The 22,326-nt window shown below is 59.6% G+C and carries 29 protein-coding genes; 27 read left to right on the top strand and 2 right to left on the bottom strand.

The genetic code is table 11. The features are described 5' to 3' along the window. The first annotated feature begins 16 nt into the window (after positions 1-16). The 24 genes from AC07RZ_RS11025 to tatC all read left to right on the top strand — a co-directional run bounded on the left by AC07RZ_RS11025 (position 17) and on the right by tatC (position 18,181). Positions 17-1,480, top strand: coding sequence for a glutamate synthase subunit beta (locus AC07RZ_RS11025; protein WP_092394609.1), 1,464 nt, complete (start codon positions 17-19; stop codon positions 1,478-1,480). Between the two features lie 218 nt (positions 1,481-1,698). Continuing rightward, positions 1,699-2,502, top strand: coding sequence for an ABC transporter ATP-binding protein (locus AC07RZ_RS11020; protein ID WP_494667953.1), 804 nt, complete (start codon positions 1,699-1,701; stop codon positions 2,500-2,502). After that, entirely contained in the window at positions 2,502-3,302 is an 801-nt protein-coding gene (gene mlaE, locus AC07RZ_RS11015; RefSeq protein WP_342828801.1) for a lipid asymmetry maintenance ABC transporter permease subunit MlaE, read from the top strand. Before AC07RZ_RS11020 ends, mlaE begins: the two co-directional genes overlap by 1 nt. Positions 3,303-3,431: 129 nt before the next feature. Then, on the top strand, positions 3,432-3,905 hold the full coding sequence (gene mlaD / locus AC07RZ_RS11010) for an outer membrane lipid asymmetry maintenance protein MlaD (RefSeq protein WP_144740031.1): 474 nt from the start codon (positions 3,432-3,434) through the stop codon (positions 3,903-3,905). Then, positions 3,902-4,639 (top strand): MlaA family lipoprotein, encoded by a 738-nt coding sequence (locus AC07RZ_RS11005; protein WP_092394620.1) that lies wholly within the window; start codon positions 3,902-3,904, stop codon positions 4,637-4,639. The genes mlaD and AC07RZ_RS11005 overlap by 4 nt, the downstream gene beginning before the upstream one ends. A 105-nt stretch (positions 4,640-4,744) precedes the next feature. After that, a complete protein-coding gene (locus AC07RZ_RS11000) occupies positions 4,745-5,377 on the top strand; it encodes a Tgt2/MlaC family protein (RefSeq protein ID WP_144740025.1) in 633 nt (210 codons plus the stop codon). Between the two features lie 17 nt (positions 5,378-5,394). Then, complete coding sequence (locus AC07RZ_RS10995) at positions 5,395-5,688, top strand: STAS domain-containing protein (RefSeq protein WP_494667952.1); 294 nt, start codon at positions 5,395-5,397, stop codon at positions 5,686-5,688. 168 nt (positions 5,689-5,856) lie between these two features. Beyond that, positions 5,857-6,810 carry an ABC transporter ATP-binding protein gene (locus tag AC07RZ_RS10990; protein WP_092394628.1) on the top strand — a complete coding sequence of 318 codons (954 nt, stop codon included), beginning with the start codon at positions 5,857-5,859 and terminating at the stop codon, positions 6,808-6,810. Continuing rightward, positions 6,810-7,565: an ABC transporter permease gene (locus AC07RZ_RS10985; protein WP_092395083.1), complete on the top strand. Its 756-nt coding sequence runs from the start codon at positions 6,810-6,812 to the stop codon at positions 7,563-7,565. The genes AC07RZ_RS10990 and AC07RZ_RS10985 overlap by 1 nt, the downstream gene beginning before the upstream one ends. A gap of 38 nt (positions 7,566-7,603) precedes the next feature. Then, entirely contained in the window at positions 7,604-7,846 is a 243-nt protein-coding gene (locus AC07RZ_RS10980) for a BolA family protein (protein WP_092394631.1), read from the top strand. Positions 7,847-7,900: 54 nt separating this feature from the next. Continuing rightward, a complete protein-coding gene (murA, locus tag AC07RZ_RS10975) occupies positions 7,901-9,151 on the top strand; it encodes a UDP-N-acetylglucosamine 1-carboxyvinyltransferase (protein WP_144740017.1) in 1,251 nt (416 codons plus the stop codon). Next, on the top strand, positions 9,148-9,795 hold the full coding sequence (gene hisG, locus AC07RZ_RS10970; RefSeq protein WP_092394637.1) for an ATP phosphoribosyltransferase: 648 nt from the start codon (positions 9,148-9,150) through the stop codon (positions 9,793-9,795). The genes murA and hisG overlap by 4 nt, the downstream gene beginning before the upstream one ends. A 50-nt stretch (positions 9,796-9,845) precedes the next feature. Further along, on the top strand, positions 9,846-11,171 hold the full coding sequence (gene hisD, locus AC07RZ_RS10965) for a histidinol dehydrogenase (protein ID WP_494667951.1): 1,326 nt from the start codon (positions 9,846-9,848) through the stop codon (positions 11,169-11,171). Between the two features lie 16 nt (positions 11,172-11,187). Further along, a complete protein-coding gene (locus AC07RZ_RS10960; RefSeq protein ID WP_494667950.1) occupies positions 11,188-11,976 on the top strand; it encodes a DNA-methyltransferase in 789 nt (262 codons plus the stop codon). A gap of 238 nt (positions 11,977-12,214) precedes the next feature. Next, positions 12,215-12,811, top strand: a complete 597-nt coding sequence (gene hisB, locus AC07RZ_RS10955; RefSeq protein WP_014004509.1) for an imidazoleglycerol-phosphate dehydratase HisB — start codon at positions 12,215-12,217, stop codon at positions 12,809-12,811. 47 nt (positions 12,812-12,858) lie between these two features. Further along, a complete protein-coding gene (hisH, locus tag AC07RZ_RS10950) occupies positions 12,859-13,497 on the top strand; it encodes an imidazole glycerol phosphate synthase subunit HisH (RefSeq protein ID WP_092394645.1) in 639 nt (212 codons plus the stop codon). A 136-nt stretch (positions 13,498-13,633) separates the two neighbouring features. Continuing rightward, positions 13,634-14,449: a 1-(5-phosphoribosyl)-5-[(5-phosphoribosylamino)methylideneamino]imidazole-4-carboxamide isomerase gene (hisA, locus tag AC07RZ_RS10945; protein ID WP_092394648.1), complete on the top strand. Its 816-nt coding sequence runs from the start codon at positions 13,634-13,636 to the stop codon at positions 14,447-14,449. Continuing rightward, a complete protein-coding gene (hisF, locus tag AC07RZ_RS10940; protein ID WP_061538751.1) occupies positions 14,446-15,210 on the top strand; it encodes an imidazole glycerol phosphate synthase subunit HisF in 765 nt (254 codons plus the stop codon). The genes hisA and hisF overlap by 4 nt, the downstream gene beginning before the upstream one ends. Beyond that, positions 15,207-15,602: a phosphoribosyl-AMP cyclohydrolase gene (gene hisI / locus AC07RZ_RS10935; RefSeq protein ID WP_144740003.1), complete on the top strand. Its 396-nt coding sequence runs from the start codon at positions 15,207-15,209 to the stop codon at positions 15,600-15,602. The genes hisF and hisI overlap by 4 nt, the downstream gene beginning before the upstream one ends. 32 nt (positions 15,603-15,634) lie before the next feature. Further along, the gene (locus AC07RZ_RS10930; protein ID WP_092394657.1) at positions 15,635-16,012 is read left to right on the top strand and encodes a phosphoribosyl-ATP diphosphatase; all 378 of its coding nucleotides are present in this window, start codon (positions 15,635-15,637) and stop codon (positions 16,010-16,012) included. Between the two features lie 45 nt (positions 16,013-16,057). Further along, positions 16,058-16,429, top strand: coding sequence for a histidine triad nucleotide-binding protein (locus AC07RZ_RS10925; protein ID WP_494667949.1), 372 nt, complete (start codon positions 16,058-16,060; stop codon positions 16,427-16,429). A 121-nt stretch (positions 16,430-16,550) separates the two neighbouring features. After that, a complete protein-coding gene (gene tatA, locus AC07RZ_RS10920) occupies positions 16,551-16,760 on the top strand; it encodes a Sec-independent protein translocase subunit TatA (protein WP_092394664.1) in 210 nt (69 codons plus the stop codon). A gap of 59 nt (positions 16,761-16,819) precedes the next feature. After that, positions 16,820-17,314, top strand: a complete 495-nt coding sequence (tatB, locus tag AC07RZ_RS10915; RefSeq protein WP_144740236.1) for a Sec-independent protein translocase protein TatB — start codon at positions 16,820-16,822, stop codon at positions 17,312-17,314. Between the two features lie 78 nt (positions 17,315-17,392). Then, positions 17,393-18,181, top strand: a complete 789-nt coding sequence (tatC, locus tag AC07RZ_RS10910) for a twin-arginine translocase subunit TatC (RefSeq protein ID WP_144740000.1) — start codon at positions 17,393-17,395, stop codon at positions 18,179-18,181. Between the two features lie 31 nt (positions 18,182-18,212). On the opposite strand, the gene AC07RZ_RS10905 is transcribed toward tatC, so the two are convergent. Together AC07RZ_RS10905 and AC07RZ_RS10900 are read right to left on the bottom strand one after the other, a co-directional pair. Then, on the bottom strand, positions 18,213-18,899 hold the full coding sequence (locus AC07RZ_RS10905) for a TIGR02453 family protein (protein WP_144739988.1): 687 nt from the start codon (positions 18,897-18,899) through the stop codon (positions 18,213-18,215). A 40-nt stretch (positions 18,900-18,939) separates the two neighbouring features. Continuing rightward, complete coding sequence (locus AC07RZ_RS10900) at positions 18,940-20,106, bottom strand: Do family serine endopeptidase (protein WP_494667948.1); 1,167 nt, start codon at positions 20,104-20,106, stop codon at positions 18,940-18,942. Between the two features lie 53 nt (positions 20,107-20,159). Between AC07RZ_RS10900 and AC07RZ_RS10895 the strand changes: the two genes are divergently transcribed. From AC07RZ_RS10895 to AC07RZ_RS10885, 3 genes are all read left to right on the top strand, one after another. After that, entirely contained in the window at positions 20,160-20,912 is a 753-nt protein-coding gene (locus AC07RZ_RS10895) for a Nif3-like dinuclear metal center hexameric protein (protein WP_494668017.1), read from the top strand. Positions 20,913-20,941: 29 nt separating this feature from the next. Next, positions 20,942-21,328: an RNA-binding S4 domain-containing protein gene (locus AC07RZ_RS10890; RefSeq protein WP_494667947.1), complete on the top strand. Its 387-nt coding sequence runs from the start codon at positions 20,942-20,944 to the stop codon at positions 21,326-21,328. A gap of 312 nt (positions 21,329-21,640) precedes the next feature. Then, positions 21,641-22,309 (top strand): TetR/AcrR family transcriptional regulator, encoded by a 669-nt coding sequence (locus tag AC07RZ_RS10885; protein WP_342828936.1) that lies wholly within the window; start codon positions 21,641-21,643, stop codon positions 22,307-22,309. Positions 22,310-22,326: the final 17 nt, after the last annotated feature.

Genomic DNA, 22,326 nt, shown 5'->3' with positions numbered 1-22,326 from the left:
AAAATGTGAGTGAAAAATGGGAAAAGTAACAGGATTCATGGAGTTCCAGCGGGTCGGCGAAACGTATGAAGCTCCAGTGGCGCGCAAGAAGCATTACAAGGAATTCATCCTCAGCTTGAGCAACGACGAAGCCAAGACCCAAGGCGCGCGCTGCATGGATTGCGGCATTCCGTTCTGTAACAACGGCTGCCCGGTCAACAACATCATTCCCGACTGGAACGACCTGGTGTATCGCGGCGCTTATCACGAAGCGCTGGAGACACTGCATTCGACCAACAATTTCCCGGAATTTACCGGCCGCATCTGCCCGGCGCCATGCGAAAGCGCATGCACGCTGGGCATCAACAGCGATCCGGTCGGCATCAAGTCGATCGAGCACTTCATTGTCGACAAGGGCTGGGAAAACGGCTGGATCGTGCCGCAGCCGCCTCTGGTCAAGACCGGCAAGAAAGTCGCCGTGGTGGGCTCCGGCCCCGCCGGCCTGGCGGCGGCGCAGCAGCTGGCGCGCATCGGCCATGACGTCACGGTGTTTGAAAAAAGCGATCGGGTCGGCGGCCTGCTGCGTTACGGCATCCCCGATTTCAAGATGGAAAAATCCCATATCGACCGCCGCGTCGAACAGATGGAAGCCGAAGGCGTGACCTTCCGCACCGGTGTCCTGGTCGGCAAGGATTTCCCGGCCAATGTGAATAACTGGGCCAAGAAGACCATTGCGCCGGACGAATTGAAGGCCGAGTTCGACGCCGTGGTGATTGCCGGCGGCGCCGAGCAGCCGCGCGACCTGCCGGTGCCGGGGCGCGAGCTGAAGGGCGTCCATTTCGCCATGGATTTCCTGCCGCAGCAAAACAAGGTCAACGCCGGCGACAAGGTCAAGGACCAGATCCTGGCTGGCGGCAAGCACGTAGTGGTGATCGGCGGCGGCGATACCGGTTCCGACTGCGTCGGCACCTCCAACCGCCAGGGTGCGGTGTCGATCCAGCAGTTTGAACTGATGCCGCAACCGCCGGAGCTGGAAAACAAGCCGCTGGTATGGCCGTACTGGCCGACCAAGCTGCGCACGTCGTCGTCGCACGAAGAAGGCTGCGACCGCGACTGGGCAGTGGCCACCAAGCGCCTGGAAGGCAAGAACGGCAAGGTCGAGAAACTGATCGCCGCCCGCGTCGAATGGAAAGACGGCAAGATGCAGGAAGTGCCGGATTCGGAATTCGAGATGAAGGCCGACCTGGTGTTCCTGGCCATGGGTTTCGTTTCGCCGGTGGCGCAGGTGCTGGAAGCGTTTGGCGTCGACAAGGATGCGCGCGGCAACGCCAAGGCCACTACCGATGGCGACGCCTGCTACAAGACATCGGTCGACAAGGTGTTTGCCGCCGGCGACATGCGCCGCGGCCAGTCGCTGGTGGTATGGGCTATCCGCGAAGGCCGCCAGTGTGCACGCGCAGTCGATGAGTTCCTGATGGGGGCATCGGTTTTGCCGCGGTAAATCTGCGCAGCTTTTTGCTGTCGCCAAATAAAGAAAGAGCATGCCGGCGGCAACACCGGCATGCTCTTTTTTCTGCAGCACAAGTTTTTGTTCATGCATCCGGGCAATAGTCAAACTGTTGTAATACAGGTACATGCCAGTCTGCCTACTATTGCCAGGCTCTGAACGATTGTCGCATTTGCACTACAATAGCCCCTTTGATTTATTCGGTGGATGGTGTGGCAAATATCGTCGAAATTCGTGATCTGCAGTTTGGCTATGGTGAGAGGTCGATTTTATCGGGTCTCAACATGGACTTCGCACGCGGCAAGGTGATCGCCGTCATGGGCGGCTCCGGCTCCGGCAAGACCACCATATTGCGGCTGATCGGCGGCCAGCTGAGGCCGCAGGCCGGCAGCGTCAAGGTCGACGGCGAAACGGTGCACGCACTGTCGACCCCGGGCCTGTATGCCTTGCGGCGCAAGATGGGCATGCTGTTCCAGAGCGGCGCCTTGTTTACCGACCTGACCGCATTTGAAAACGTGGCTTTCCCGCTGCGCGAGCACACCAACCTGTCGCCGGAACTGCTGAACAACCTGGTGCTGCTGAAATTGAATGCGGTCGGCTTGCGCAATGCGGCGCAGCTGAAGCCGTCCGAGATTTCCGGCGGCATGGCCCGGCGCGTGGCGCTGGCGCGCGCAATTGCCCTGGATCCGTCGCTGATCATGTATGACGAACCGTTCGCCGGCCTGGATCCGATTTCCATGGGCGTGACGGCCAACCTGATCCGCAGGCTCAACGATGCGCTGGGCTCGACCAGCATCCTGGTGTCGCATGACGTCCATGAGTCGTTCAGCATTGCCGACTACGTGTATTTCCTCTCGCAGGGACAAATCGTGGCGCAGGGCACGCCGGCGGAGATGCAGGCGTCGACCCATCCGTACGTGAAGCAATTCGTCAACGCCGAACCTGACGGTCCGGTGCCGTTCCATTATCCTGGCAAGTCGCTGGCCGAGGACCTGGGCTTGAAGGGGCGCGGCTGATGCTGAACGCTGTAACTAAGTTTGTAAGCAATTCTCTTGCGGCGGTGGGGCGCACGGTACGCGAATCGATTACCGGGCTGGGCCTCGCCACGCGCATGTTCTTTGCGATCCTGCGCGCGTCGCTCGGACTCTGGCGGCGGCCGCGGCTGATTACCGACCAGATCCATTTCATCGGCAATTATTCGCTGATCATCATCGGCGTGTCGGGTTTGTTCGTCGGTTTCGTGCTGGGTTTGCAGGGTTATTACACGCTCAACAAGTATGGCTCGGAGCAGGCGCTGGGCTTGCTGGTGGCGCTGTCGCTGGTGCGCGAACTGGGGCCGGTAGTGACTGCGCTGCTGTTCGCCGGCCGCGCCGGCACTTCCCTGACTGCCGAAATTGGCCTGATGAAAGCCGGCGAGCAGCTGTCGGCGATGGAAATGATGGCGGTCGATCCCATGCAACGGGTCGTGGCGCCGCGTTTCTGGGCTGGCGTGGTGGCTATGCCGATGCTGGCAGCCTTGTTCAGCGCCCTGGGTATCTTTGGCGGCTACCTGGTTGGCGTCAAGCTGATCGGCGTCGATGAAGGCGCGTTCTGGTCGCAGATGCAGGGCGGCGTGGATATCTGGCAAGATATCGCCAACGGCGTCCTGAAAAGCATTGTGTTTGGCGTCGCCGCAACGTTTGTCGCGGTATGGCAGGGCTATGAGGCAAAACCGACGCCGGAAGGCGTCTCCAGGGCAACCACGCGCACGGTGGTGATTTCGTCGCTGGCGGTACTGGGGCTGGACTTCCTGCTGACTGCCTTGATGTTTAACTAATTGTTTGTGCGGCTCCCGCTGCCTGTCGTGTCGGGCAGCGGGAATCAAACCGTAGCAGCGCGTTTTACTTCTCGTTACTATTTTCTCTTCGAGATATTGTTCGCGATGGTATTTTTAAGGTGATGAATCATGCAACAGAAAACTGTAGACGTATGGGTAGGCATGTTTGTGCTGATCGGGGTGCTGGCCTTGGGGTTCCTGGCGCTGAGGGCCGGCAACCTGAGCAGCTCGACTTTCAACAAGACCTATCCGGTAATTACCAAGTTCGACAATATCGGCGGCCTGAAAGTACGTGCTTCGGTGCGCAGCGCCGGGGTGGTGGTGGGGCGTGTGGCATCGATCAATTTCGACGACAAGAACTTCCAGGCGATAGTGACCTTGAACATGGACCAGCGTTACCAGTTCCCGGAAGACAGTTCGGCTAAGATACTCACGGCAGGCTTGTTGGGCGAGCAATATATCGGTATCGAAGCGGGCGGCGCGACCAAGAACCTGGCTGCCGGCGACCGTATTAAATTAACGCAATCCGCGATTGTGCTGGAAAACCTGATCAGTCAGTTCCTGTACAGCAAGGCCGCGGATGTAAAGGACACTGAACAATGAAAACCATGACTCGCCTGGGCTCGCTGGCCCTGGTTGCCGCACTGGCCGGCTGCGCCACTACCAGCAATCCGCAAGACCCGCTGGAGGGTTTCAACCGCGCCATGTTCAGTTTCAACGACACGCTCGACAAGGTCGCCCTGAAACCGGTCGCCACCGCTTACCGGAACTGGCTGCCGAGTTTTGTCCAGACCGGCGTCAACAACTTCTTCGGCAACCTGGGCGACGTATGGAGCTCGGTCAACGGCTTCTTGCAAGGCAATGTCGCGGACGGCACATCGGATGTGATGCGGGTTGCGGTCAACACCACCCTCGGCCTCGGCGGCTTGCTCGATATCGGCTCGGAAGCCGGTTTGCAGAAACATAACAAGGATTTCGGCCAGACCCTGGGCAAGTGGGGCGTCGGCTCCGGCCCTTACCTGGTGCTGCCGCTGTTCGGGCCGTCGAATATCCGCGATACGGCGGCATTGCCGGTCGATATGTATGGCGACATCTGGTCGTACAAGTATCCGGTGCGCTGGCGCAATACAGGTTCGGTGGTGCGCCTGATCGACAAACGCGCCAACCTGCTGGACGCGGGCGGCCTGCTGGAGGACGCCGCCCTCGACAAGTATGAATTCGTGCGCGACGCCTATACTCAGCGCCGCCAGAGCCAGATCAACGGCAATAACGACGACAGCGACGACAAGGCGGATAAGGCGGACAAGCCTGCCAACAGCAAGCCCGCCGAGCAGTGATTATCGGCGCCGGCTGGAACCGGTGCTTGAAATTGCCGTCTTAGGACGCATATACGCCGCGTCTGAGACGTCTTCTAACAACCATTAAGATTGTTAAAAATACATATGAAAATTCTGAAAAAATTCCTGGCGCTGTCGCTGACTGTCGGCAGCCTGTTGTTCACCGCGGCAGCCCAGGCGCAAGAAGCGCCTGACGCGCTGATCAAGCGCATCAGCCAGGACGTGCTGGATACCGCCAAATCGGACAAGAACATCCAAGGCGGCAACCAGCAGCGGATCCTGGCGCTGGTTGAAGAAAAGATCATTCCTTATGTCGACTTCGAGCGCATGACCAGCATGGCCATGGGCCCCAAGTGGCGCGATGCAACCGACGATCAAAAGAAACAGCTGATCACCCAGTTCCGCAGCCTGCTGGTCTTCACCTATTCCGGCGCGCTGTCGCAAGTGCGTGACCAGCAGATCGATTTCAAGCCGCTGCGCGCCGATCCGGCCGATACCGATGTGATTGTCCGCTCGCAAGTGATCCAGCCGCGCGGCGAGCCTATCCAGCTGAATTATCGTGTGGAAAAAGCAGGCACGAGCTGGAAGATCTATGATGTCAACGTACTGGGCGCCTGGCTCGTTGATTCATACAAGGGTACCTTCACCTCCGAAATCGGCCGGTCCGGCATCGACGGCCTGATCAAGGTATTGTCGGACAAGAACAAGGAACGCGCTGCCCGCGGCCTTAAAAAATAAACAGTTGATTGACTAACATGTTCAGACCATCTCACTCGCTTACTGTCGGTAACGCCAAAGTCACTCTGGAAGAGGGCTTGCGCGCGATCGCCGGGGGCGAGACCGAGATTGACCTGGGCGATGTGGTGGCGGTCGATTCGGCCGCCGTCGCTACCTTGCTGGCATGGCAATGCGCGGCCCTGAACCAGGGCCTGACCCTGCATTTCTCCAGTTTGCCTGCCAACCTGGAAAGCCTGATCGACTTGTACGGCGTGACAGAACTGCTTGCGCCCACCGGTGTGACTGTTGCCGCCAGTACACTGCATCATTGAGCTCTACCTTCTCCTTTCCCCGTAGCATCCCGGGTTTGTCGTTGCCGCCCGGCCCTCGCAGCAAAAATCCAATATAATCAAGGGTTCCGCCACCGGCCAGCATGGTTTGGCCGGCAAATCGGCAGCATTGCTGCGGCGTTCCAATTTAAGAATATTTAGCAAGGCACTATGGCGGCCATCCAAATTACCAACGTCAAGAAGCGTTACCAGTCCTTGCAGGCGCTGGGCGGCGTTTCCCTGACCATCGAAGAAGGTGAATTCTTCGGTTTGCTGGGTCCTAACGGCGCTGGCAAGACCACCTTGATTTCAATCATCGCCGGCCTTAACCACCCGGATTCAGGCAACGTCACGGTCCATGGCCACGACGTGGTCAGCGACTATCGCGCGGCGCGCCGCAATCTCGGCGTGGTGCCGCAAGAACTGGTGTTCGATCCGTTTTTCACGGTGCGCGAAACGCTGCGCATACAGTCCGGTTATTACGGCCTGAAGAACAATGACAAATGGATCGACGAGGTGATGGAAAACCTCGACCTGACCAGCAAGGCCGACACCAACATGCGTGCCCTGTCGGGCGGCATGAAACGGCGTGTGCTGGTGGCGCAGGCCCTGGTCCACAAGCCGCCGGTGATCGTGCTGGACGAGCCGACCGCCGGTGTCGACGTCGAATTGCGGCAGACCTTGTGGCGCTTCATTTCACGCCTCAACCGCGAAGGCCACACCGTGGTCCTGACCACACATTACCTGGAAGAAGCGCAAGAGCAGTGCAACCGCATCGCCATGCTCAAGCTGGGCCAGGTCGTGGCGCTCGACTCCACCTCGGCGCTGATCAAGCGCATCGCCGGTTCGCAATTGCTGGTCAACCTGTCCAGCGGCAGTTTGCCGGCAGCGCTGCAGCCTTTGGTGCTGCACGCCGACGGCAGCAAGTTCTCGCTGCGGGTCAACGAATACGCTGATGTCGAACCGATCCTCGGCGCCTTGCGCCATGCTGGCGCGGTGATCGAGGACATGCAGCTGCAGCAGGCAGACCTGGAAGACGTGTTCCTGCAGATCATGGACAGCAAGGTCAGCGCCAGCGGCTTTAATGTTTTTGCCGATGAATACAGCGCGGGCGGTGTCAAATGATGGTTGGTTTCCAAACCCTGTTCTACAAGGAAGTGCTGCGCTTCTGGAAAGTCGCGACGCAAACCATAGGCGCGCCGATACTGACGGCGATGCTGTACCTGCTGATTTTCGGCCATACCCTCAAGGACCATATCGAGGTCTATCCCGGCGTGCAGTACACCGCATTCCTGATTCCCGGCCTGGTGATGATGAGCGTGTTGCAAAATGCCTTCGCCAATACCTCGTCGTCGTTGACACAGTCGAAAATGACCGGCAATCTGGTGTTTGTCCTGCTGACGCCGCTGTCGCACTGGGAGCTGTACGGCGCTTACGTGCTGGCCTCGGTAGTGCGCGGCGTGGCGGTCGGCCTGGGTGTGTTTGTGATCACCGCCTGGTTCGGCAACCTGTCTTTCGTGGCGCCGTGGTGGATCGTGATTTTTGCATTCCTGGGCGCCGCGCTGCTGGGCACCATGGGTTTGATCGCCGGCATCTGGGCAGACAAGTTCGACCAGCTGGCAGTCTTCCAGAATTTCCTGATCATGCCGGCGACCTTCCTTGCCGGCGTGTTTTATTCGATCAAATCGTTGCCGCCGTTTTGGCAGGCCGTATCGCATCTGAATCCGTTCTTTTATATGATAGACGGATTCCGCTACGGCTTTTTCGGGCAGTCAGACATTAACCCGCTGATCAGCCTGCTGATCATCTGCATATTCCTGGCGTTGCTGTCGGCGGTAGCGGTGCAGATGCTGAAGCGCGGCTATAAATTGCGGCACTGAGTGCATCTCTACGTTGGAAAAACAGCTAAGAAAATATTATGTTCCCTACACCTGATCTCGTTAAAAGCTACATCGCCGCCGGCCTCGAATGCTCGCACCTGGATGTCGAGGGCGACGGCCAGCATTTCAAGGCAGTGATCGTGTCCGCAGCCTTCGCCGGCAAGCGTCCGATACAGCGCCACCAGATCGTCTATGCGGCGCTGGGCGACCGCATGCGCGAAGAAATCCACGCCTTGTCGATGAAGACACTGACGCCGGAAGAATTTCAAGAGAACAAATGACCGGCCGGGCGGCTGCCCTGCCAGATACAACGAACACCACTGCGAGAAGTCACCATGGATAAATTATTGATACAGGGCGGTAACCGCCTTTCCGGCGAAATCACCATTTCCGGCGCAAAAAATGCGGCGCTGCCTATCCTGTGCGCCGGCTTGCTTAGCTCGGACCAGCTGCACCTCAGCAACGTGCCGAACCTGCACGATGTATCGACCATCCTCAAGCTGCTGCGCCAGATGGGATTGAAGGCGACCCAGGACGGCCACTTCGTGACCCTGCAAGGCGACGCCATCACCAACCTGGAAGCGCCCTACGAAATGGTGAAAACCATGCGCGCATCGATCCTGGTGCTGGGGCCGCTGCTGGCGCGCTTCGGCGAAGCACGGGTGTCGCTGCCGGGCGGCTGCGGCATCGGTTCGCGTCCGGTCGACCAGCACATCAAAGGCTTGCAGGCGATGGGCGCCGAGATTGCGATCGAAGCCGGCTACATCCATGCCAAGGCCAAGAAGCTCAAGGGTACGCGCGTCGTCACCGACATGATCACCGTCACCGGTACTGAAAACCTGCTGATGGCCGCAACCCTGGCCGATGGCGAGACGGTCCTGGAAAACGCTGCGCGCGAGCCTGAAGTGACCGACCTGGCCAACCTGCTGGTAGCGATGGGCGCCAAGATCGACGGCATCGGCACCGATCGCCTGACGATCCAAGGCGTCGACAAGCTGCACGGCGCCGAGCACGCGGTGATCGCCGACCGTATCGAGACCGGCACCTTCCTGTGCGCAGTGGCGGCCACCGGCGGCGACGTCATGTTGAAAAATACCCGCAGCCACATCCTGGACGCGGTGCTGGACAAGCTGCGCGAAGCCGGCGTGATCCTCACTTCCGGCGACGACTGGATCCGCGTGCAGATGGCGGCGCGGCCCAAGGCGGTCAGTTTCCGCACCACTGAATATCCGGGCTTCCCGACCGACATGCAAGCGCAGTTCATGGCGATGAACAGCATTGCCGAAGGCACCAGCCACGTTACCGAAACGATCTTTGAAAACCGCTTCATGCACGTGCAGGAAATGAACCGCCTCGGCGCTGCCATCGATGTCCAGGGCAATACCGCCATCATCAAGGGCGTCGACAGGCTGGTCGGTGCACCGGTGATGGCGACCGACCTGCGCGCCTCCGCTTCGCTGGTGATTTCCGGCCTGGTGGCGCAAGGCCAGACCCTGATCGAGCGCGTCTACCACCTGGACCGCGGCTACGACGAGATGGAGCGCAAACTGTCCGCAGTCGGCGCAAATATCGAAAGAATCAAATGAGCCAGAAGCTGACCCTGGCCTTGTCGAAAGGCCGCATCTTTGAAGAGACCTTGCCGCTGCTGAAGGCGGCCGGCATCGAGGTCACCGAAGATCCGGAAACCTCGCGCAAGCTGATCCTGGCGACCAACGATCCGCAGGTCAACGTGATCATCGTGCGCGCTTCCGACGTGCCGACCTATGTGCAATACGGCGCCGCCGATTTTGGCGTGGCGGGCAAGGATGTGCTGCTGGAGCATGGCGGCGAAGGCCTGTATCAGCCGATTGACCTGGAGATTGCAAAATGCCGCATGTCGGTGGCGGTATCGGCCGGCTTCGACTACGCCAGCGCGATCCGCCAGGGCGCGCGGCTGCGGGTCGCCACCAAATACCTGCTGACGGCGCGCGAACACTTCGCGGCGAAGGGCATGCACGTCGACCTGATCAAGCTGTACGGCTCGATGGAGCTGGCGCCGCTGGTCGGGCTGGCGGATGCGATTGTCGACCTGGTCAGCACCGGCGGCACCTTGCGCGCCAATAACCTGGTTGAAGTCGAACACATCATGGATATCTCGTCGCGGCTGGTGGTGAACCAGGCCGCATTGAAGCTCAAGCGCGAGCGCTTGCAGCCGATCCTGGAGGCTTTCGAAAAAGCTTCGATTCAATAAGCCGCGGCGACGCAGCTGCGGCGGAAACCGCACCGCAAACTGGAAGTGACATGAGCATAGCAATCAGAAAACTCGATGCAGGGCTGCCGAATTTCCAGGCGCAACTGACAGCGCTGCTGGCGTTCGAGGCAGGCGAAGACGAAGCCATCGACCAGGCCGCGGCACGCATCCTGGCCGACGTCAAAGCGCGCGGCGACGCCGCCGTGCTGGAATACACCAACCGTTTCGATCGCCTCAGCGTAAACGACGTCAGCCTGCTGGAAATCGGCCAGCAGGAATTGCAGGCGGCGCTGGCCGAGCTTTCTCCAGAACGCCGCGGTGCCTTGCAGATCGCGGCCGACCGCGTGCGCAGCTACCACCAGCGCCAGAAAGTCGAATGCGGTTCGGACGGCTTCAGCTACACCGAAGCCGACGGCACCGTGCTGGGGCAAAAGGTCACGCCGCTGGACCGCGTCGGCATCTATGTCCCCGGTGGCAAGGCGGCTTATCCGTCCTCGGTGCTGATGAATGCGATTCCGGCCAAGGTCGCCGGCGTGCAGGAAATCATCATGGTGGTGCCGACTCCGGACGGCGTCAAGAATCCGCTGGTGCTGGCGGCGGCAGCCATTGCCGGCGTCGATCGCGTATTCACCATCGGCGGCGCGCAAGCGGTGGCTGCGCTGGCCTACGGCACGGCTACCGTTCCCCAGGTCGACAAGATTGTCGGCCCCGGCAACGCTTATGTCGCGGCTGCCAAGCGGCGCGTATTCGGCACGGTCGGCATCGACATGATTGCCGGGCCTTCCGAAATCCTGGTGCTGTGCGACGGCACCACCGATCCCGACTGGATCGCGATGGACCTGTTTTCGCAAGCCGAGCACGATGAGCTGGCGCAGTCGATCCTGCTGTGTCCTGACCCGGCTTACATCGCCGCCGTCGAAGCCAGCATCAACCGGCAGCTGCCGCTGATGCCGCGCCATGAAGTGATCCGCACTTCGCTCACCAACCGCGGCGCGCTGGTGATAGTGCGCGACATGGAGCATGCCTGCGAGATCGCCAATCACATCGCGGCGGAGCACCTGGAAATTTCGGCCGAAAATCCGCAGCGCTGGGCCGACCGGATCCGCCACGCCGGCGCCATGTTCCTGGGCCGGTTTTCGTCGGAAGCGCTGGGCGACTACTGCGCCGGACCAAACCACGTACTGCCGACTTCGCGCACCGCGCGTTTCTCGTCGCCGCTCGGCGTCTACGATTTCCAGAAGCGTTCCAGCATCATCAACATCAGCGAGGCCGGCGCCCAGGCACTGGGCAAGGTCGCGGCGGAACTGGCTTATGGCGAAGGATTGCAGGCGCATGCCCGGTCTGCCGAATACCGCTTGAAAGACAAGCCGCAATGACAGCGGCGTGGCTGCGATGAGCGACGACTGGATCGACCGCATCTATGGCGAGGACGCGCTGCAGGGCCTGCGGCGCATACCGGACGGTTCGGTCGACCTGCTGCTGGCCGATCCGCCTTACGGCCTGGGCAAGGACTACGGCAACGATTCCGACAAGCTCGACACCGCGGCTTACCTGCGCTGGACCGAAGAGTGGATAGACGCCGCCTTGCCGAAACTGAAGCCGAACGGCAGCCTCTACATTTTCCTGACCTGGCGCTTTTCGCCCGAGATTTTTGTCATGCTCAAGCAGCGCATGATCATGAACAATGAAATCATCTGGGACCGGCGGGTGCCTTCGATGGGTGGCGGCACCCGGCGTTTTTCGTCGGTGCACGACACGATCGGCTTCTTCGCCCGCGCCAAGGATTATTACTTCGACCTCGACGCCATCCGGATTCCCTACGACGCTGAAACCAAGAAAGCGCGCTCGCGCTCGATTTTTGTCGGCGCCAAGTGGCTGGAGCTGGGCTATAACCCGAAAGACGTCTGGAGCGTCTCGCGCCTGCATCGCGAACATCGCGAGCGGGCCGACCATCCGACCCAGAAGCCGCTGGAAATCGTGGAGCGCATGATCAAGGCTTCCTGCCCGCCGGGCGGGATCGTGCTCGATCCCTTCATGGGCAGCGGCACCACGGCGGTAGCGGCGCGCCGTTGCGGACGGCGCTTTGTCGGCTTCGAGCTCAATCCCGAGTACTGCGCGCTGATCGAACAGCGGCTGGCGCAGCTCGACAGCCAGAAGCCCGACGAACGGGCGCTGGCATAGGCATTTGGCTTGAATAGCAACGCTTATAGCGATTATCAAGGCTGCCATTAGCGGGAAAACATGAAAATGTCGGTAAAATGGCGATGCAGCCCAAAAAGCTGCCTTGGCCAGGCTTCACTAGTGACTAACGGGGAAGCTGCAACAATCTCGATCTTCAATCCGGTCGCCGAATAATTTAGTACACTTACCTCCACGACGCCTGTGCGTCACCACATAGTAAATTGGTCTCAAGCTCAACATGTCTACGCCTCGAACTGCATCGATCACGCGCAATACCAACGAGACGCAAATCCGCGTCTCCATCAATCTGGACGGCAGCGGCCAGCAAAAGCTGAATACCGGCGTGCCGTTCCTTGACCATATGCTGGACCAGATTGCGCGGCATGGCCTGATCGACCTCGACATCGAAGCCAACGGCGACCTGCATATCGACGCCCACCACACGGTGGAAGACGTCGGCATTACCTTGGGGCAAGCGTTCGCCAAAGCCATCGGCGACAAGAAGGGCATCCGCCGCTACGGCCATGCTTATGTGCCGCTGGACGAAGCGCTGTCGCGCGTGGTGATCGATTTCTCCGGCCGCCCGGGCCTGGAATTCCACGTGCCGTTCAAGCGCGCCATGATCGGCGGCTTCGACGTCGACCTGACCCACGAATTTTTCCAGGGCTTTGTCAATCATGCACTGGTATCTTTGCATATCGACAACCTGCGCGGCGAAAACGCCCATCATCAATGCGAAACCGTCTTCAAGGCGTTTGGCCGTGCGTTGCGCATGGCTGCAGAGCTGGATCCGCGTTCCGCCGGCACCATTCCTTCGACCAAGGGCAGCCTCTAAGGTTGAGCTTATTTACCCGGACTTTCCTCGGGACTTGAATCTTTATCATGAACAAAATTGTTGTAGTTGACTATGGCATGGGTAACTTGCGCTCGGTGGCGCAGGCCCTGCGCCAGGTGGCGCCGGAAGCCGAGGTCCTGATCTCGGGTACGATTGCCGATATCCGGTCCGCCGACCGCCTGGTCCTGCCAGGCCAGGGAGCGATGCCGGATTGCATGCGCAGCCTGCGCGAATCGGGCCTGCAGGAAGTGCTGCTGGAAGCCGCGCGCAGCAAGCCGTTGCTAGGCGTCTGCGTCGGCGAGCAGATGCTGTTCGACCTGAGCGAAGAAGGCGATACCGCCGGCCTGGGATTGTTGCCCGGCAAGGTAGTGCGCTTCCGCCTGGACGGCCGGCTGCAGGACGACGGTTCGCGTTTCAAGGTGCCGCAGATGGGCTGGAACCGAGTGCGCCAGGCGCAGTCTCATCCGCTCTGGCACGGTATTGCCGACCAGGATTATTTTTATTTCGTCCATAGCTATTACGCAGTGCCGGCCGATGCTGCGCATACCTTCGGCGAGACTGAGTACGGCGCGGCGTTTAGCTGCGCGGTCGGCCGTGATAATATTTTTGCCACGCAGTTTCATCCGGAGAAAAGCGCCAGTGCCGGTTTGCAGCTGTACAAGAATTTCGTGCAATGGAAGCCTTGAATATATTCCGGCATTCCCGCTGGTTTATGCGGATATTTATTCAAACCGGACTGAGCGAGCTTAACTGAGCAAATTAGCTGCCCGGATTTCACTGGGCGGATTTTTAACCGACTTCACCTCATACACAATTGTAGCCATGCTGCTGATACCTGCCATCGACCTCAAAGACGGTCACTGCGTACGCCTGAAACAGGGCGATATGGACCAAGCCACTGTATTTTCCGACGATCCGGGCGAGATGGCCCGCCATTGGCTGATGCAAGGCGCACGCCGCCTGCACCTGGTTGACCTCAATGGCGCGTTCGCCGGCAAGCCGAAGAACGAACCCGCGGTCAAGGCCATCATCAAGGCGGTGCGCGAATTCGCCGTACTCAACGGCGTCGAGGAAATCCCGGTGCAGCTGGGCGGCGGCATCCGCGACCTGGACACCATCGAACGCTACCTGGACGACGGCCTGAGCTACATCATCATCGGCACCGCCGCGGTCAAGAACCCCGGTTTCCTGCACGATGCCTGCAGCGCTTTCCCGGGCCAGATCATCGTCGGCCTCGACGCCAAGGACGGCAAGGTCGCCACCGATGGCTGGAGCAAGCTGTCCGGCCACGAAGTGATCGACCTCGCCAAGAAATTCGAAGACTACGGCTGCGCCTCGATCGTGTATACCGACATCGGCCGCGACGGCATGATGGGCGGCGTCAATATCGAAGCGACCGTCAAGCTGGCGCAAAGCATGACCATCCCGGTGATCGCTTCCGGCGGCGTGCACAACGTCAAGGATGTGGAAGCGTTGTGCGCGGTGCAGGACGAAGGCATCGAGGCAGTGATTTGCGGCCGTTCGATTTACGAAGGCACGCTCGACCTGCGTTCGGCGCAAGAGCGCGCCGACGAACTGAGCGACGAGTTCGTCGAAGACGAAGACTTATCCGAGCAGCCCGACGCTGACCAGCCATGACGCTTGCCAAACGCATCATTCCCTGCCTCGACGTGACCAATGGCCGCGTGGTCAAGGGCGTCAATTTCCTGGAGCTGCGCGACGCCGGCGATCCGGTCGAGATTGCCCGCCGCTACGACCAGCAGGGCGCTGACGAAATCACTTTCCTCGACATCACCGCTTCCTCCGACGGCCGCGACCTGATCCTGCCGATCATCGAAGCGGTTGCGTCGCAGGTATTCATCCCGCTGACGGTCGGCGGCGGCGTGCGGGCGGTGGAAGACGTACGGCGTTTGCTGAACGCAGGCGCCGACAAGGTCGGCATCAACACCTCCGCCGTCACCAATCCGCAGCTGGTGGCGGATGCCGCCGCCAAGTACGGTTCGCAATGCATTGTGGTCGCAATCGACGCCAAGCAGGTCGCGCCCGGAAAATGGGAAGTCTTCACCCATGGCGGGCGCAAGGCCACCGGCCTCGATGCGATCGAATGGGCGCAAAAGATGGAGCAGCTGGGCGCGGGCGAAATCCTGCTCACCAGCATGGATCGCGACGGCACCAAGGTTGGTTTCGACCTGGCCTTGACCAGCAGCGTCTCCAATGCCGTGACGATCCCGGTGATTGCTTCCGGCGGCGTCGGCGGTTTGCAGGACCTGGCAGACGGCATCAAGATCGGCCGCGCCGATGCGGTGCTGGCGGCCAGCATTTTCCATTATGGTCAACATACTGTGCAAGAAGCCAAGCAATTCATGGCGGCACAGCAGATTCCGATGAGGCTAGCATGAGCAGCGTGAGTTGGTTAAACAAGGTAAGGTGGGATGAACACGGCCTGGTGCCGGTGATCACCCAGGAACTCGGCTCGAACGATGTCTTGATGTTCGCCTGGATGAACCGCGACGCCCTGGCGAAGACGGTGGCGCTGGGCGAAGCGGTGTACTGGAGCCGCACGCGCAAGAAACTGTGGCACAAGGGGGAAGAATCCGGCCATGTGCAGAAAGTGCACGAAATCCGTCTCGACTGCGACGAGGACGTGGTGCTGCTGAAAGTAACCCAGGCCGGCGACATCGCCTGCCATACCGGCCGCCACTCCTGTTTTTTCCAGAAATTGGAGAGCGAGGGCAAGGGCTGGGAAACGGTCGAGCCGGTGCTGAAAGAACCGGACGAGATATACAAGTAAGCAGATAAACGAGCAGATAAGCGGAAGCAATCATGAGTGAAACCCTAAAGCGCCTGGCTGCGGTCATCGAGTCGCGCAAACCGGCCAACGGCGGCGACCCGGAGACTTCGTACGTTGCGCGGCTGTTCGCCAAGGGCGACGATGCGATCCTGAAGAAAATCGGCGAGGAAGCGACGGAAACCGTGATGGCCGCCAAGGATGCGCGGGTAGATGGCGATTCTTCGCATGTCTTGTACGAATGCGCAGACCTGTGGTTCCATTCGATGATCATGCTGGCCCAGTTCAACCTGACGCCGCAAGACGTGCTGCAGGAACTGGCGCGGCGCGAGGGCCTGTCGGGCATCGAAGAAAAAGCCAGCCGCAAGCTGAGCGACCGTGAGCAGCAGGAAACCGGCCAAGACAAGATCTGAATCGTTTCAGAATCGTTCAAGAATCCTTCAAGCCTCGGAGATAATTTGGAAAATTGTATTTTTTGCAAAATTGCAGCCAAGCAGATTCCCTCGAAAGCGATCTATGAAGATGACGACCTGATCGCTTTCCATGACATCAATCCGGCCGCGCCCATCCATTTCCTGATCGTGCCCAAGCAGCACATCGCGACTTTGGCCGATTGTACTGAGGCGCATGCCGCTTTGTTGGGTAAAATGGCGCTGCTGGCGCCGCGCCTGGCGCAAGAACAGGGCTGCGGTTACCAGTTGGACGAGCAGGGCCACGCTAGCGGCGGCTACAAGACTGTCTTCAACGTCGGGCCTGACGGCGGCCAAGAGGTGTACCATTTGCATATGCACGTCATCGGCGGACCTAAACCGTGGCGTGGGCAGCGCTGAACCAGCCTGATTGATTGTCCGGCGGCAGCGAAAGCTGCAGGTGCGCTGCAGGTGGTTTGTGAGAATTTAACGGTGTGTTGACTTAGCAGGATCGGACAGCTTGTCCGACAAGGAGAAAAAAATGGGTTCGTTCAGCATTTGGCACTGGTTGATCGTGCTGGTTATCGTGATGTTGGTGTTTGGCACCAAGAAAATCGGCAATATGGGTTCCGACCTGGGCAAGGCAGTCAAGGGCTTCAAGGATGGCGTCAAGGGCGAAGAAGAAAAACAAGCCGCCGACAAAGCGACGATTGACGTTGCAACCAAAGAAAAGGACAAGTCCGGCAACTGATTCATGGCGGCCGGCGCCTGCTTCAAGCCGGCCGTGGATGATGTTTGCTGCTCCTTCCCATGATCGATATTGGTCTTACTAAACTCGCTCTGATTGGTGTCGTTGCACTGGTTGTTGTCGGGCCGGAAAAACTGCCGACCGTGGCTCGCATGGCGGGTTCCCTGTTCGGCCGCGCGCAACGCTACATCAATGAAGTCAAATCGGAAGTCAGTCGCGAGATTGAACTGGAAGAATTGCGCAAGATGCAGCAAGACGTGCAGGAAGCGGCCAGCGATATCGAGCAAAGCATCGCCCGCAGCGTTTCTGATACCAAGGAATCGCTGCACGCTGCCTGGAACGACAGCAGCGTGGGCGCCGCGGACAGTTTCAATGTCGAGCAGCTGGCGGTCAAGGCCAAGAGTTTTCGCAAGAAAAAACTGGCGCGCACCAGCGCCATTCCCGCCTGGTACAAACAGCAAAGCGGCCAAAAGGCGCGCGTCCTGTCCGGCGCCGCGCGTGTCGCGAAATATCGCCCGGCCGGCCAAAACAAGGCTTCCGGTTCATTTTTTTCATGATTTCATGCATCGCCTCAAGGCAATCGGGGCCAACGCTGATATCCGCAAATCCGCTTGTTTGCAAAACACCTTGCTCCCATGACTGAAGAACAGAAAACCGGCGGTTTCGAAAAAACCAGCGGCGTCGAAGAGACGTTCATTTCGCACCTGGTGGAATTGCGCAATCGCATCATGAAGGCGTCGATCGCAGTGATCGTGGTATTCCTGTGCCTGATGCCGTGGGCTGCGCATATCTACGATCTGCTGGCCGCGCCGATGCTCGCTGCCCTGCCGGTGGGCGCCAAGATGATCGCTACCGGCGTCATCACGCCGTTCCTGATCCCGGTCAAGGTGACCCTGCTGCTGGCCTTTGTCATCGCTCTGCCATGGGTGCTGTACCAGCTGTGGGCGTTTATCGCGCCTGGCCTGTATGCGCATGAAAAAAAGCTGATTGCGCCGCTGGTGATTTCATCCTCGGTATTGTTTATCGCCGGCGTCGCTTTTTGTTATTACCTGGTGTTTGGGGTGATCTTCCACTTCATTAACAATTTTGCGCCGAAGTCGGTTTCGGTGGCGCCGGACATCGATAGTTATTTCGATTTCGTGATGACCATGTTCATCGCCTTCGGCATGACGTTTGAAGTGCCCATCGTGGTGATCGTGCTGGTGCGCATGGGCCTGGTTTCACTGGAAAAGCTGAAATCCATCCGTCCTTATGTAATCGTGGGTGCTTTCGTGGTGGCGGCAGTGGTGACGCCGCCGGACATCATGAGCCAGCTGTTGCTGGCCGTGCCGCTGTGCCTGCTGTACGAGGTCGGCCTGCTGGTAGCGCCGCTGTTCGTCAAGGCGACCCAGGCGCCTGCGGAAGAATCGGAAAAAACCATCTGAATCGAGCGGGCGGCTGCCAGGCCGCCTCGCGTTACTCGGCAATCGGGGTCTTGATCTGCCGCAGCCAGCTTACCAGCGGGTAGGCATCTTTAAAGCCGGACACCAGTTCTTTCTCCAGCGCGTCCGACAACATCTTCTTCACCGGCTGTTCGTTCCAGACGATAAAGTTTTTCATCTTGACATATTCGATGTGCGGCGAGTCGGCGTCAAAACCTTTGGGCGGACGGGTCAGCTTGCCCTCGGTCTGCAGGTCGCCGTAAGTCTCCACCAGTTTCTTGTTTTTCAGCAGCTTGCCAAAACCCTTGGCGTCGGCGACCACCTGCTGGCGGATCGCCCGCAAGCGGTCGGCCGGCGGCATGTATTCGCCGCCGGCGATGAGCAGGGTGCCGCTGGCGTCGATATGGAAGTAATAAGCCGGACCGCCGCCCTGGCTCGGCTTCTTCAGGCCGCTGGCCGTGATGGAGGCCGAGAAATAGGATTTGTACGGACTTTTGTCATGCGAAAAGCGCATGTCGCGGTTGATCCGGAACAGCGCTTTCTTCGGATTGCAGCCGGCGATGGCCGGATCGAATTTGCTGACCTGGGCGATCAGGCGCACCACCAGTTCCAGGAACTCTGCCCGCAAGATATCGTAGCGCGGCTTGTTCATGACAAACCAGGCCCGGTTATTGTTTTCCGACAGTTCGGCCAGGTATTGGGTCAGGTCACGTACGTGCATTACCGGTTTCCTTTATGAGATTGAGTGCGGCGGCGCGCATTTATTCTGGTTCGCGTTTCATCGGCGGCCGCTTGCCGATAATGGCTTCCACCGTGGTTTCCTTGGTCTTGCGCAACACCGTCAGCTTGGCTTTGCTGCCAGGCTGCAGCTGGGCGATCAGGTTGGTCATGTCGGTGCTGTCGGTGATCGGCTTGCCTTCGATCGCCACCAGGATATCGCCCGGCTTCAGGCCGGCCTTGTCGGCCGGTCCATTCTTGATCACGCCGGCGATGATGGCGCCGGTGCTGCGGTTCAAGCCGAAGCTTTCGGCCAGTTCCGGCGTAATGTCCTGCGGTTCGACGCCGATATAGCCGCGCACCATGTGGCCGGTGTTGATAATCGATTCCATCACAGTCTTGGCGGTAGTCATCGGCACGGCAAATCCGATTCCGAGCGAACCGCCGGTGCGCGAATAGATTGCGGTGTTGATGCCGATCAGGTTGCCGTTGGTGTCGATCAGCGCGCCGCCGGAATTGCCGGGGTTGATCGCGGCGTCGGTCTGGATGAAGTTTTCAAACTGGTTGATGCCGAGGTGGCTGCGGCCGAGCGCCGAAATGATCCCCATGGTCACCGTCTGGCCGACCCCGAACGGATTGCCGATGGCCAGCACGACGTCGCCGACGCTGGCCTGGTCGGCGCGGCCCAGCGTCACCGCAGGCAGGTTCGGCAGCTCGATCTTGATCACGGCCAGGTCGGTTTCAGGATCGGTCCCCACCACCTTGGCGGTAGTGGTGCGGCCGTCGGCCAGCGCCACTTCGATTTCATCGGCTGCTTCGACCACATGGTTGTTGGTCAGGATATAACCCTGCGCGCTGACGATGACGCCCGAACCAAGGCTGGACTGTTTCTCGTCCTGGTCGTCGCCGCGGTCGCCGAAGAATTTCCTGAGCAGCGGATCTTCCGGCATGTCAGGCGTGACCGGCTTGGCGTCCTTGCTGGTAAAAACATTCACCACCGACGGCATCGCGCGCTGCGCAGCCTGGCGGTAGGAGCCCGGCGTCGGCGTTCCCGGGGCGACTTCCTGCAGCGGCACCTTCGACGCGGCGATATGCGTCGGCGAACTGGTCAAGGCGCCGTTTAGCCAATCCGGCTTCAAGGTCGTTACAATGAACCAGATCGCTAAACCGATGGTGATGGTTTGCGCAAATAACAGCCAGAAACGTCGCATAGTGAAGATCTTAGAAGGAGTAAGGAATCGTGGATCAAGAATCGGTAAAAGCGGTGGATCGCATTGAGCTGGAGAAATATCTTGCCGAAGCATTAAATATTACACAGTTCCGTGATTATTGCCCAAATGGCTTGCAGGTGGAAGGACGCGCCGAAATTAAGCGCCTGGTGACAGGCGTCACCGCCAGCTTCGCTCTGCTGGAAGCGGCCGTAGACAGCGGTGCGGACGCCATCCTGGTGCACCACGGTTATTTTTGGCGCGGCGAGGACGCGCGCGTCGTCGGCCCCAAGCACAAGCGCCTGAAATTGCTGCTGACGCACGATATCAACCTGTTTGCCTATCACCTGCCGCTCGATGCCCATGCGGATTTTGGCAACAATGTGCAGCTGGCGCAGCAATTGGGTTTGTCGCCCAATGGCCGCTTCGGCGAAGACAGCCTGGGCTGGCTGGGCAGCGTCAGCGATCCGCAGGTAAGCACCGTGGGCGATTTGGCTAATGTGATTGAACGCCGGCTGCAGCGCGTTCCGGTCCTGATCGGCGATCCGTCCCAGCGCCTCGGGCAGGTCGCCTGGTGTACCGGCGCCGCGCAAAACCTGCTGGGCGATGCAATTGCCGCCGGCGCCGGCGTCTACATCAGCGGCGAGATTTCCGAGCCGACCGTGCACCTGGCGCGTGAAACCGGGGTGGCCTACCTGGCGGCCGGCCATCACGCCACCGAGCGCTACGGCGTGCAAGCCCTGGGCCGCCACCTGGCCGAGCATTTCGGCCTGCAGCATCAATTCATCGACATCGGCAACCCGGTGTAAGCGCGCGGTGCAGACTATGGATTCACAGCATGGGTAAGACGGTCGAAGCGGTACGTATTGACAAGTGGCTCTGGGCGGCACGGTTTTTCAAGACCCGCACGCTGGCCAGCGACGCGGTCGACCACGGCAAGGTCAGGCTGAACGATGAGCGCACCAAGCCGGCCCGCAACCTGAAAGCCGGCGATATCCTGGCGATCGATAACGGCGCCAGCGTGTGGGAGGTGACGGTCGTGCTGCTGGCAGACAACCGCAGTTCGGCGGCGATTGCGCAGACGCTATACCAGGAAACCGAACAAAGCATAGCCAGGCGCGCCACGCTTGCGGAAGACCGCAAGTTCTTCCACGAACCCACACAGCAGATCAAAGGGCGGCCGACCAAGCGCGACCGCCGCTTGCTGGATAAGGCACAATCCTAGATGGCGGTTTGACATCGCCCCGGCCCGGTTTTGGCGCTAGCGTAAAGCTGCCAGGACGTTTTCTCATCAAGCGCGGCTGCCATATCCAGGGCTCAGGAAGCGCAAATAGAACTTCCGCTGGATTTCGAAGGAATTCTCGGTAGAACGGCCCCTCTAAGTCGCTGTTTGACATTTCGATTCTGGTGCATAATAGTACGAGCGTTCGCATTCTTGCAGGCAGCCGTCTTCGAGCCAGGCAACGCCGATTGTATCCAGACCTAACCAGACAGAGACAGGACTATCGTGGCACATACTGACATGCCGCCGAAATTCATGCGTAAAGGCGAAATGACGCGGGCAGCGATTCTCGACGTTGCCATCACGCTGGCGAGCCGTGACGGCCTTGAGGGTCTGACCATCGGCTTGCTGGCCGAAAAAATGAACATGAGCAAATCCGGCGTGTTTGCCCATTTCGGCTCGCGCGAAGATCTGCAGATCGAAGTGGTGAAGCTGTACCACCGCCAGTTCGAGCAGGAAGTGTTCTATCCGAGTATCAAGGAAGCACGCGGCCTGCCGCGCCTGGAATGCATGTTTGCCCGCTGGATCCGTCAGGTGACGATTGAAATCGCCTCCGGTTGCATCTATATCAGCGGCGCCGTCGAGTACGATGACCGGCCGGGAGAAATCCGCGAACAGCTGGTGACCATGGTGCGCACCTGGCAGCAGGCCCTGCATCGCTGCGCACTGCAGGCAGTCGACGCCGGCCACCTGCGCGCCGACACCGACGCCGACCAGCTGGTCTACGAGATGTACGGCTTGATCCTGGGTCTGCATCACGACGCCCGTTTCCTGAAAAAAGCCGGCAGCGTAGAACGCGCTCAAAAAGGTTTCGACCGCCTGATTGACAGTTATCGTGATACGCAGGCGCTCCAGTCCACCAAGAAATCCTCGCAAACGAATCAAAAAATCGCTGCCAAGCCGGCAGCCAGATCAATCCAGTAAATACAAACAATCATCAG

It is taken from the genome of Collimonas sp. GW821-FHT07E08, assembly GCF_059418905.1.
The sequence above is the reverse complement of the archived record's forward strand: the minus strand, read 5'-3'. Positions and strand labels throughout refer to the sequence as shown.

What these genes read in the sequence shown, in the direction of transcription:
- AC07RZ_RS11025 (WP_092394609.1), top strand. Translation starts at nt 17, where the DNA reads ATGGGAAAAGTAACAGGATTCATGGAGTTCCAGCGGGTCGGCGAAACG.
- mlaE (WP_342828801.1), top strand. Translation starts at nt 2,502, where the DNA reads ATGCTGAACGCTGTAACTAAGTTTGTAAGCAATTCTCTTGCGGCGGTG.
- mlaD (WP_144740031.1), top strand. Translation starts at nt 3,432, where the DNA reads ATGCAACAGAAAACTGTAGACGTATGGGTAGGCATGTTTGTGCTGATC.
- AC07RZ_RS11005 (WP_092394620.1), top strand. Translation starts at nt 3,902, where the DNA reads ATGAAAACCATGACTCGCCTGGGCTCGCTGGCCCTGGTTGCCGCACTG.
- AC07RZ_RS11000 (WP_144740025.1), top strand. Translation starts at nt 4,745, where the DNA reads ATGAAAATTCTGAAAAAATTCCTGGCGCTGTCGCTGACTGTCGGCAGC.
- AC07RZ_RS10995 (WP_494667952.1), top strand. Translation starts at nt 5,395, where the DNA reads ATGTTCAGACCATCTCACTCGCTTACTGTCGGTAACGCCAAAGTCACT.
- AC07RZ_RS10990 (WP_092394628.1), top strand. Translation starts at nt 5,857, where the DNA reads ATGGCGGCCATCCAAATTACCAACGTCAAGAAGCGTTACCAGTCCTTG.
- AC07RZ_RS10985 (WP_092395083.1), top strand. Translation starts at nt 6,810, where the DNA reads ATGGTTGGTTTCCAAACCCTGTTCTACAAGGAAGTGCTGCGCTTCTGG.
- AC07RZ_RS10980 (WP_092394631.1), top strand. Translation starts at nt 7,604, where the DNA reads ATGTTCCCTACACCTGATCTCGTTAAAAGCTACATCGCCGCCGGCCTC.
- murA (WP_144740017.1), top strand. Translation starts at nt 7,901, where the DNA reads ATGGATAAATTATTGATACAGGGCGGTAACCGCCTTTCCGGCGAAATC.
- hisG (WP_092394637.1), top strand. Translation starts at nt 9,148, where the DNA reads ATGAGCCAGAAGCTGACCCTGGCCTTGTCGAAAGGCCGCATCTTTGAA.
- hisD (WP_494667951.1), top strand. Translation starts at nt 9,846, where the DNA reads ATGAGCATAGCAATCAGAAAACTCGATGCAGGGCTGCCGAATTTCCAG.
- AC07RZ_RS10960 (WP_494667950.1), top strand. Translation starts at nt 11,188, where the DNA reads ATGAGCGACGACTGGATCGACCGCATCTATGGCGAGGACGCGCTGCAG.
- hisB (WP_014004509.1), top strand. Translation starts at nt 12,215, where the DNA reads ATGTCTACGCCTCGAACTGCATCGATCACGCGCAATACCAACGAGACG.
- hisH (WP_092394645.1), top strand. Translation starts at nt 12,859, where the DNA reads ATGAACAAAATTGTTGTAGTTGACTATGGCATGGGTAACTTGCGCTCG.
- hisA (WP_092394648.1), top strand. Translation starts at nt 13,634, where the DNA reads ATGCTGCTGATACCTGCCATCGACCTCAAAGACGGTCACTGCGTACGC.
- hisF (WP_061538751.1), top strand. Translation starts at nt 14,446, where the DNA reads ATGACGCTTGCCAAACGCATCATTCCCTGCCTCGACGTGACCAATGGC.
- hisI (WP_144740003.1), top strand. Translation starts at nt 15,207, where the DNA reads ATGAGCAGCGTGAGTTGGTTAAACAAGGTAAGGTGGGATGAACACGGC.
- AC07RZ_RS10930 (WP_092394657.1), top strand. Translation starts at nt 15,635, where the DNA reads ATGAGTGAAACCCTAAAGCGCCTGGCTGCGGTCATCGAGTCGCGCAAA.
- tatA (WP_092394664.1), top strand. Translation starts at nt 16,551, where the DNA reads ATGGGTTCGTTCAGCATTTGGCACTGGTTGATCGTGCTGGTTATCGTG.
- tatB (WP_144740236.1), top strand. Translation starts at nt 16,820, where the DNA reads ATGATCGATATTGGTCTTACTAAACTCGCTCTGATTGGTGTCGTTGCA.
- tatC (WP_144740000.1), top strand. Translation starts at nt 17,393, where the DNA reads ATGACTGAAGAACAGAAAACCGGCGGTTTCGAAAAAACCAGCGGCGTC.
- AC07RZ_RS10905 (WP_144739988.1), bottom strand. Translation starts at nt 18,899, where the DNA reads ATGCACGTACGTGACCTGACCCAATACCTGGCCGAACTGTCGGAAAAC.
- AC07RZ_RS10900 (WP_494667948.1), bottom strand. Translation starts at nt 20,106, where the DNA reads ATGCGACGTTTCTGGCTGTTATTTGCGCAAACCATCACCATCGGTTTA.
- AC07RZ_RS10890 (WP_494667947.1), top strand. Translation starts at nt 20,942, where the DNA reads ATGGGTAAGACGGTCGAAGCGGTACGTATTGACAAGTGGCTCTGGGCG.
- AC07RZ_RS10885 (WP_342828936.1), top strand. Translation starts at nt 21,641, where the DNA reads ATGCGTAAAGGCGAAATGACGCGGGCAGCGATTCTCGACGTTGCCATC.